The 8,312-nt window shown below is 38.2% G+C and carries 3 protein-coding genes; all 3 read right to left on the bottom strand.

The genetic code is table 11. The annotated features are described in order from the left end of the window. Window positions 1-20 precede the first annotated feature (20 nt). A complete protein-coding gene (locus Q7P05_RS09375) occupies window positions 21-413 on the bottom strand; it encodes a hypothetical protein (RefSeq protein ID WP_024066491.1) in 393 nt (130 codons plus the stop codon). Beyond that, a complete protein-coding gene (locus tag Q7P05_RS09370; RefSeq protein WP_303931822.1) occupies window positions 410-6,526 on the bottom strand; it encodes a hemagglutinin repeat-containing protein in 6,117 nt (2,038 codons plus the stop codon). The genes Q7P05_RS09375 and Q7P05_RS09370 overlap by 4 nt, the downstream gene beginning before the upstream one ends. A 66-nt stretch (window positions 6,527-6,592) precedes the next feature. Next, complete coding sequence (locus Q7P05_RS09365; protein ID WP_303931821.1) at window positions 6,593-8,290, bottom strand: ShlB/FhaC/HecB family hemolysin secretion/activation protein; 1,698 nt, start codon at window positions 8,288-8,290, stop codon at window positions 6,593-6,595. Window positions 8,291-8,312 lie beyond the last annotated feature (22 nt).

Below are 8,312 nucleotides of genomic sequence, written 5' to 3'. Positions count from 1 at the left end.
AAACAATATATATTTTCTATTTAAAAAAGGACTTTTCTAAACGCATAAGCAAACACGATAATCCCCCATAATGCAGAAAACGCTGCAATAAGGCCCTCTTTAAAATATATACTATCTCTTTTTTGACAAAACCCCGTGAGTATTGTAAAAAAGAAGAAAATCAACCAAATACTGCCATAATCTACTATAAATTTATAATCTTTATCCATTAAAAATTTAAGATTTAATACCACTAAACTTATAATAGAGATTATAGATAAATACTTTGTTAGGCTACCAAAAATTCTATGTTTTTTCATATATTCATATTTTTCATCAAATGAACATTTACGGATCTCAATTTTATATAACCCTATAGATAATGATATAGATATAAAAACAAAAAAATATCCTAATATTCCAAGTTTACTCATTTTCTCCCCGTTTTCCAGAGTTTATACTCTTCTCTTAACTTATCTTTCTCAAGCTCTGCATTAAAGCTATATATTGTATTTCCCACTACAAAACCTGTACCAACAAAAGCAGCAGCAACAGGTGTACCTACCACTCCCGTACCAAGTGTAGCAGCAGAACCACTCGCGCCAATAGCTAGTGATGTTTTATCCAATTCATCGGCCTTTTCAATCAAATCAGGGCGACCTTCAAACTCAATTCTATTTTGATTCATATTAATTGCAGTAAACGCAGCATCTCCAGCCAACCCACCGACTTCCATTGCTACAGCTTTGCTTGCACTTTTTCCTAAAATTGTTCCTAATTTTAGCGCTTTATCTGTCGATATAACTTTATTAGTCAACCTCTCCCCCTCATGATGTAATCCTCCGCCAACTAACCAAGTACTAGATACTCCACCAGTTACAGCAATAGCACGATTAACGTCTTTTTTAGAAACATCAGTAGGATTATTAATTTCACTCATCGAAACATTATATGCTTGCGTAGCTTCACTTTCACCACCAACTACTTGTTCTGTCTCAATAGGTGGTGTATAAGGTTCTGTATACTGGTCTTCATTTCGAGTTCTATTACGTTCTAAGGCTGCTTGAACTGTTTCGTTAATTTCAGCTTGATATGCATCTTGATCTTTATGGGCCTGTTCAACTTCCTCTTTGCTATAATAGCCTTCATTCCCCCCTAATATATCAGCACGCTCATTAATCGTTAAGGTATTATCTACTGGTCTATCAGCAAACTGGTAACTTGGACCATCGCCCTTAGTTTCAACCAATCTACGCTTCATAAACTGTATTGGATTATCCATAAACTCAGAAAGTTCAAAACCTTGATTATACTTGGCGCTCATACGTGCTACATAAGCGCCAGATTGTCCATTTTGACCTAAGCTCTTATTCGTAGCATACCCCAAAATATATGCTATTTGCTGTAATCTCTCTGGATTTACATATTGCTTACCGTCTGGACCTGTTATTGTTCCAGCCCATTTTTTTAATTCTGGCATCATCGCCTCAGTTATTCCACCTATGTAAGCGCCTTCTGCATAGTTAGAACCACCTAAAGAAGCCGTAGCGCCTCCAAATAATGTATGTAATGCCACCTTACGAGGGTCCCCATCATTCCAGCCTTCATGTTTTGCAATTTGGTGAATAGCCTCATTAGCATTAATACTGAACAGATTAGCCAGTTCTTGTTTCTCTTCAATAGATTTACGATCAAAGATTGCATGTAATGTATTTAGGGAATGTTCTATATCAGTATTAATTCTTTTCACATCTACCATTCGACCATTCTCTTTAATTATACCTTCACTGATTGTACTTTGGGTAGTAGAACTAGACTTATCATGTGCACCAAGCCCCCCTGTTGGTGTCGCACCAAGCTCTTTATATATCTTATCTAAATCATGTTTACTTTTTGATTTAATATCACCAAATCTATTATATTGTACTCCATTTTCCGAAACTGAATATTCAGCCTCATTGGTAATATCCTCCATAATAAGATTTTTTGTAGATACTGTATTTTTATTCTTTGCAGCTTTGCTTGAAATAATGGCACCTTTAAGTTTAGTTTTATTACCAGTATTAATAATATAACCATCATCTCCAGCATGAATACCTGCCTGTTTTGTAACACTTTTCCATTTACTATCAATCCTTCCAACACTACCGCCGATACTCCCCATGATGTCTTTAAACGTTGGTTTAGAGGACACAGAAAAGCCTGCAGATTTACTATGTTCTTTAAAGTTATCTACATCTTGTAAGCTTTGAATATGTAAATCACGGCCTGTATCTACTTCTACCTTTTTACCAGATACAGTAGAACCAATAATATTTGTGTCACGTTTTGCTTTAAGTTGTGCTAATTCAGCTGCTTTAATCTTTGTTGGAATATAACCTTCTTGATGGGTAGCTCCATTTTGACGAGCCATATAACCACTAGCATTAATATCGAGGAGGCCACCACCAGTTAAGCTAATACCTGCCCCAACACTCCATCCAGAGCTTTTATAGGTGTTATTAACATCTACAGTATTCTTACCGGCCTCAAGATTAATATCACTAGCGCTATCTAATACTAATTTTTTGGCCTCAACTGTTTCACCAGTTAAACCAATACCAGTTTTCTGAGCATCACGAGCCTTGATATGTACATTACCATCACTAACAAGAGTGCCACCTTGATATGTATTTATATCTACTACTTGCCCTTGTTTTCTAGAAGTGCTACCAATGCTTACAGATAAGTTAATAGCATCATCAATATTTTTAGCTCCTCGTTTAGCTTTACCGTCTACTTTATCAACTTTACCTGTTACGGCATCGCGTATTTTTTCTCCATGTAAAGCTGCATCTACTGCTTCATATCCATCTTGCAATTGTTTACGAGCTTCATTGAGTTCAAGTGCAGCCAACCGTTTGTCATCACGACCACCTGCTTGTTTTATAGTGCGCGTAGTATTTGTAAGTGTATTTGCTATTGCACCACCTAAGGATACAGTAAGACCAGTTTTTTTGTAACGTTCATCATATGTCATGTGGTTATGATCCACGTTACCATCTAATGTAACAGCAGAGCCATCTAACACTGCACCTTCTTTAGCAACAATATCTGCGCTTGTAAGACGAACTGTATCATTTGCCTTAACAGTAACAGTACCCTTGGTACTAGCAATTATATTTCGTACAGTAGCCTCTTCATGGTTTGCTTCATCAATATTGTGTTTTTCTTTGCCAATAGAGAAACCGATACCGGCACCACCAAGAAAGCCAGATTTTTTATGACGGTAAGCACTAGAGGCATCAATAATCGCTTTATCTGCGCCCAATTCTACCTTACCACCAGCGGTAACAGATACAGTATTCTCACCCAAAATTTGAGCAGATTGACCTGTTACATCTTGAGTACTTGTAATAGTTATATCTTTACCACTTACTGTAGAACCTGTTACAGATGTGCTTGTTACGTCATCAACAGCATTTGTACTTTCACGTTTGACTAAGCTTTTCTTTTTATCTAAATACACATGATTAACTGTGCTATTAGCCTTCGCCGTATTTAATGAAACCGTATTACCAGATACTTGCACTGTATCTGCCGCTAACACTTGACTACCTTCCAGTTGTACTGCATCAGAGGCTACAACAGAAACGTTCTTACCTTCAATACTACTACCAACCGATGATTGTGCTTTTACCAGATCATGAGACTGAGTCGTTTGAGAGTGTCCACCACCGGATTTACCTTTATCAAAACGATGTTCTTCAAGTTCATGTGTAGCATTCATTGCTTTCATCGTTACATTGCGACCTGCCGTAACAGTTGTATTCACATCAGAGGAGACAATACCTGCTTCCATAGATACATCTCGGCCTGCTACTACTGTTGTTTGACCAGCACCACCAATACGTCCTTGATCTACACCAGTCATCGTTTCACGACGGTTGTTGCTACTGTTCCATTCAACTTTGCTATTACCGGCCTCATACTGCAGGCCTTTATTAATTACATCGCGTCCTGCGCTAATCTTTGTGGAACCAGCTGCATTAGTTTGTGTAATGGTGCCACCTTCATTAATAACGTCCTTCTTAGCATACACAGTGACTACATCGTTAGCCATAATAGTGCCTTGTGTATTACGAACTTCGTCATTTGCTGTAACCGTAGCCGTATTACCTTTAATAAGACCATTATCATTGTGAATGGAATTACCAGTAAGAGTCACATCCTTATCTGCTACAATGCTACCACTATTATGCATAGTATCAACAGAAAGGTTAATCGATTGGGCCTGCAAATTAGCGCCACCTTCTACTCGTTTTGTGTTTGGTGCTAAATATAGAGTCGGCACTAGCACAGTTTCAGTTTTGCCATTTGGTAATACAACAGACTTACTTACTAGGAGCACTACATCTTCTTTAAGATTTTTTTGCTCAGCCTCGGTTAAACCTCGACCTAATACAATAGATTGAGATTTAGTTACACTAATCCCTGCATCCATCAATTGGCGATATTGTTCTTCTGCGGAAAGACCAGATTGAAGTCTACTTTTACCGGTTTGACGCATAATCTCTTGCATAACGAGTTGCTGCTCATAGTAGCCATCACCCAAACGTTTTTGTATATTCATAGGGTCTAATTTAAGACGAGATAATACGTAATCAGAAGATAAGAAGTTACGACGATTTGTAAAGTTAGGATCTGTTTCAATCACATAAGATGTATTAGGGTTCGTCGATAACTGACTCATACTATTTAATAGAGATGCATCTACTGTGGTATCACTTTTACTATTTTCTACATGACCGCCATATACGGCAACAGGTACATCTTTAGGATTCACCTTAGTATTCTTATACTTCGCTTCACGAATATTGGTAGTATCCCACCCTTTTTTATGATGACGGCTATAACTTGTAGCTGTGCCCTCTTCAGTAATATATTCATTACCTTTAGGATTACTTTGCTCATAATGACCTACAGTACCAGTAATATCGCCAGCAGCACTAATTTGACTAGCTTCATTCACCATATGATCTACATCCACATGTAAATTACCGCCAGAAATAATTCGTCCAGGATTAGATGTATCTACTACATCTTCCTCACGTGTACGATCATATTCATATTTAGTCCAACTATCATGATGTTTACCATTTATGGAAAGTTGTAGATTCTCAGAAGAGTGTACAACTACTTTATCTTTTGGAATTTCATCATCATGTCCATAAATTCGTTCCTCAGACAATTGATAACGCTTAATACTACCGGATGGAGCTACTTCGTTTTTGATATGCTCTTTACCCTCTACCGCTACACGCTTAAGGGTAATACCACCATTTTTATTATCTACAGATTTCGCAAGTAAAGCTCCACCTTGACCAAACTCAATGGTAGATGCAGTATTTACTACAGAATCTATTTTACCGGATACTGTACCTTTCTCATCCATCGTTTTACCAAGCTGTAATTTACCTTCTGCTTTGATTACACTACCATCTGTATTAACAATAGATTTTGTTGCTATAGACAAATCTTTTTGGGCAATCATAACAGGTGCTTCTTTAGTCGTAGCATTACCAGTTTGTATTACAGAGTCAGTAGTAATCTTTGCTGTATCTACATAAAGTTTACCCTTATTCATCTGCTCTAGACTTTGGGTTGTAATATTGGCATCTGTAGCAGCTATCGTACCTGTATTTTGCAACTTACCAGTACTATCTATGGTTAGTTTGTTTTGTGCAGACAATACGCCTTGGTTATTAACCCCAAAGCCGTCATTGGTACCCACTAAGTACATACTATTAGCATACATCCCACCAATAGCAGCTACATCAAGGCCGACTTGACTTGATTCACCAGTTTTATGAGTATTCGTAACTTTACCAGTAGCATCTACGGAAATATCATTCTTACCCGTTACAACTTGAGCATCTTGGGCCCAAACTTTACCATTGAGCTTTACAGCCTCAGCAAGCATATCTGTCCGTGCCGTTTTAGAGGCATTAAGACCTTTTTCGCCGACTGTAATAGCACCTTTTTGTACATTATAGCCTGTAACACTACCGTTATTAATCATTGGATTACCCGTTGTGAGTGTAGCGCTACTTGCATTAATAAATGTGCCATTATTAACAGAAATACCATTAGGGTTGGCAACGATAACATGTGCCTTATTACCGGCTACTTCAAGAGCACCATTCATAGAAGTAGAGCTTGTACCCGTTACTTCATTTAAAATCGTATTGGCTGTAGGGCCTACTAAATTAGGATTCCCCATAATATAGCCTGCGAGCTCTGTATTTACAGGGCGATTCGCATTATTTAGAATAAGTCCCTTTTCGTCTACATTGAATGCATTATATTGGTTATGTGATAACCCTTTATCATTAGGTGTATTAATATTAACGACAGTCATGCCATTTCTAGCTTCTTCTATTTTGGGTCCTAATTTACCTTGATCAGGTACAACAGGATTAGCAAGGGCCATAGGAATCCATGGTGCAGAGTTAGTCGCTAACAATGCAGCAAAGATAGCCATTGCCGTATGCTTTCTTATATTCATATTACTCTCCTTTGCTAGTACATACCATTCACCATGTAATGGTATAGTTGCACTAGATTACAACACTTAAAACTGATAACTGCCTCTAAAGGCCCACACACGCGTATCTGTATCAAACCCTTCTGGCTTTTTAATAGGGGTTCCCAGTGATACATCGTAATTTACAGCATCACCAACTGTTCCGCGAACCCCGACTACGCCACCAACCAAGGTATTACCTACTTGCGTTTCTGTAGATGGGCCCCATACATGTCCAATATCTACACCTACATATGGAGTGACTTGTTGCTTTCTAAATGGTAATGCCCATTCATTTTGTACATAATAGCCAGAATCTCCTCTTAAGGTTTCTTCTCCACTAAAGCCTCGTACAGAATAACGACCACCAATACTAAATTGTTCGGTACCAAATAAGCGTTGATCTGTAAACTGGCTTCTAAAACGCATCGTATACGTACCTTGCTTATGACCTATACGAACACCCGTTTGAACTTGACCTTCTAAGCCTGCCATTTTATATAGCGTAGTAGGATTGTCTGACAAGCCTTCCCAACTCCGTACTTGAGCACCCAATCCATTAACGCCTTGTCGATAGAATAGATATACATCGGATACAGTATTCCCACTATATTGACGATGAGATAAACCTACTTCAACAGCGGTTGTATGTTGCTCTTGTACACCAAGCTCCACATCATCTAAATAATTATGACGCTCCTTATGAATGACTTTAGCTACAGCCGAAGTCTTAGAGCGACTTGTTCTATTTAATACTTGCTCTACTGCAAATTCTGTACCTTGCGTAGTGCCAGAAGAACGAAACGCATTTGGCATGAATACTAATTGATTATAGCTATATTTATACGTTGAAATACGATACGTACGATTTCCGTCAGGAACGGAATAGCTAACCGCATATTGTTTTGATCCATGTCCATCATCATGATGACTGATGTCTTTTGTAAAGCTAGTAGTTAATACGTCATTGAGTCCTGCCAATTGACTGAAAGATAAAAATACAGCCCCTTGATACGTCCCTGTCGATTTATTTCCAGAATTATCTAGCATCAAAGATCCGTGTACGAAACCTTTTTGCTCAACAGTAAGCTTAATAATAGAATGTAATGGTTTTGTACCTGGCTCTATAGTCATCTTAATATCTTGACCTGGTACATTACGCATTTGGTCAATCCCTTGCTCAAGAGCTTGACGACGTAATACGTAACCCGGCCTTACAGGAAAGGCACTACGCCAATTAGTACGTGCTTTAGAATTTGTAAGAACAATATCTTCTACATAGCCAGGCATAATCTCAAAAGTGAGTGTACCAGACTGTAAATCTTGATTTGGCACAACTACTTGACTCGTAATATACCCATCAGATAACAGTTGCTCTTGTAATTCCTTTTGTAAAAACTGAATACCCTCAGTTCCAATGCGATTATGGTTATATACCTGCAATTGATTTTTATATTTTTGTAACACTGGTTCTGAAGAAGTTACTACAATATGCTCTATTGCAAACGATGTACTTTCCTTAGGTAATGACTTCATTGGCACTTTATCTAAACCTGTATAGGCAGATTCTGAACGCGGCAAAGCGGCCCCAGTCATTGGTGCTTCTGCACGTTGGCGTAATGAAGCATCGGCTCGGGCCGCTTCTTGTTGTATAAATGGGTTTGATACTTCTGCCGCAAAACTAGGCATCGTACCGAATGTGGTCAGCAAGCCAACACAACTTGCTGCAATACATACAACTCTCATTAATTCCTCTCCTTTCGTTATA

It is taken from the genome of Veillonella dispar (genome assembly GCF_937975875.1).
Lineage (GTDB): Bacteria > Bacillota > Negativicutes > Veillonellales > Veillonellaceae > Veillonella > Veillonella dispar_B.
Note: the sequence above shows the minus strand (reverse complement) of the source record. Positions and strands in the feature narration are given on the sequence as shown.